Here is a 2,304-nt window from a genome sequence, read left to right as displayed (position 1 = left end):
CAAGCCAGTCATCAAAATCCGGGTCAGTAGTGTTAACGCTGTATAAAGTAAGATCATATTTCTCCTCTGCTGATACACTTACAACATTCCCCATCATTCCTGCCACCATTGTTGCAGCTAAAACTGCACTTAACACTTTTTTCCTCATATTCTCTCCTTTTCCGAACAGTTCTCTCGCATCAACTGTTCTGTGTTATTTGGTAATTAAAGAATAACAAAAACACTCTTTTTACTAAATACAATTTCTTTTGATTGATTTATATTATTTTTCGTTCTATTGTTTTTTTCATTCTGATTTTTTATAATACAGATAGCAGATGAACACTGTGTTGCATCTTTACAGAATTGCTGTATAATATGGCAATCTTCAAAAAGATACCTGATAAAATCAAACCTATTCATATAAGGAGTATTATGTGTAATGAAACTCAACTTGAAAAAAATAAATTATCATAAATGGATTCCTTCCAGATTTTCCTCATTTCAGGCAAAACTCCTGATTGCCTTTCTGGTTGCAACCCTGCTTCCTCTGACACTTGTTGCACTGGTCAGTTACCATGTTTCCTATAATCTTGCCAGAGACCGAATCACAAACTCTGCATTGATGTCTGATGAACAGCTTATTTTTCAGCTTAACAGCCGTCTGAACCAGACCGAAAACGTTGCTGACACCATCCAGTATCAGATGTACGCTTTTGAACACTCTTCCCCAGATCAGGTTGGCACCATGCAGGCATTAACATCCATGAGAAGCAATATTTCATTATATAAATCTACATTTGATTTCTTTCATATATATGTTTTTTTAAAACCGGAACAAACCGGAGCTGATGAGGGTATATATTTCTTTTCCACAGATAAACTTTTCAATTATGGAATCAGCGAATCTGAATTACATTCCATAGGTTCTTCTTCCCTGTGGCTGTTAAAGAAAAATACCACCTTACCCAGAGTTATATCTGCTTCCAAAAGAAGCGCAAATACACTGCTGTGTTTTCGTGCTCTTCAGGACAAATCCAGCAATGTTCTCGAATATGCTTATTGTATTGCACTTGACTGCGATGAATTTTCCCGGTATCTTCAGACTTCTGCTTCTGATACCGCAATTTCCAGTTACATTCTGACACCACAGGGACAAATTGCAGCTCACAGTGATTCTTCCCGTAATCAGACCTGGATTTCAGATTCAATAAAACAGATGTTTCTGGAAAATACCAATTCCTTCTTTAAAGACAATGACATCTACTATAACTGCCGCACTCTGGATAACGGTTGGCTGCATATTACGGAAATCCCGGAAAACTATATCAAAAGCAATACACAGGTACTGATCAAAACACTGTTGATCACTGTAATTATTTCTCTGCCGCTGACTATTTTTATTGTAATCCTTTTTTCCAGGAAACTGACAAGCAGAATTGCCGCACTGTCCTATGCCATGGAATCCTTTCATCTCGGACATGATCCGGAGCACCTTTCCATCATCACACTCCCGCATCCGGCCGATGCTTCCAATTATGATGAAATAGACAATCTGGGGATTACCTTTGAAGATATGCAGCACACAATTGCCCAGAATCTGAAATCAATTGTCAGTTCTCTCCATTAATGAAGAACGGCTGAAATATCAGTTATTACAATCACAGATCAATCCACATTTTCTCTACAATATCCTTGGAACCATCCGAACCTGCCAGGCACTTGGCAAATTGGATATTGCAGATCAGATGCTGACAAATCTGACTGCCTTTTACCGACTGACGCTGAGAAAATCAAAAGAACTGATACCGATCAAAGACGAACTGGAAATTGCCCGCCTGTATCTGGAAATGGAGAAACTCTGCCATAAAGATAATCTTAACTGGGAGATCAATGCCGAAGACGGAATAGAAAATTTCACGATCTGCAAATTTACATTACAGCCATTCCTGGAGAATTCTATCCTGCACGGTCTTTCAGCCGATACACCTGAAGTTTTTATTTCCATTCAGGTACTCTACGGTGATGATACCGTAGTGATATCCATTGAAGACAATGGAGCCGGAATGTCTCCGGAGACACTGGAACAGCTCCGATATGCCATAGACAACAAAGTCATAAATTACGAAAAACATTTTGGAATTTCAAATGTAAGCGCCCGCATTTCCAATCCTTTGTACGGTAACGGCTCTGTGCGTATTGACAGCCATCCCGGAAACGGTACCTATGTCACAATTGAATTTCAACAAATGGAGGATACAGATGAGGAAAATAATGATTGTAGATGACAATTATCTGTCAGCAGAAGGAATTGAAAAGAACATA

At 38.8% G+C, this 2,304-nt stretch carries 2 protein-coding genes; both read left to right on the top strand.

Annotated elements, in window-relative coordinates:
* Positions 1 to 421 precede the first annotated feature (421 nt).
* The gene (locus AC075J_RS03470) at positions 422 to 1,609 is read left to right on the top strand and encodes a hypothetical protein (RefSeq protein ID WP_476390005.1); all 1,188 of its coding nucleotides are present in this window, start codon (positions 422 to 424) and stop codon (positions 1,607 to 1,609) included.
* A complete protein-coding gene (locus AC075J_RS03465; protein WP_476390004.1) occupies positions 1,590 to 2,267 on the top strand; it encodes a sensor histidine kinase in 678 nt (225 codons plus the stop codon). Before AC075J_RS03470 ends, AC075J_RS03465 begins: the two co-directional genes overlap by 20 nt.
* Positions 2,268 to 2,304 lie beyond the last annotated feature (37 nt).

Source organism: Blautia sp. ZXY-1-C6 (genome assembly GCF_056339875.1).
This window is presented reverse-complemented; position numbering and strand designations above follow the sequence as displayed.

What these genes read in the sequence shown, in the direction of transcription:
- AC075J_RS03470 (WP_476390005.1), top strand. Translation starts at nt 422, where the DNA reads ATGAAACTCAACTTGAAAAAAATAAATTATCATAAATGGATTCCTTCC.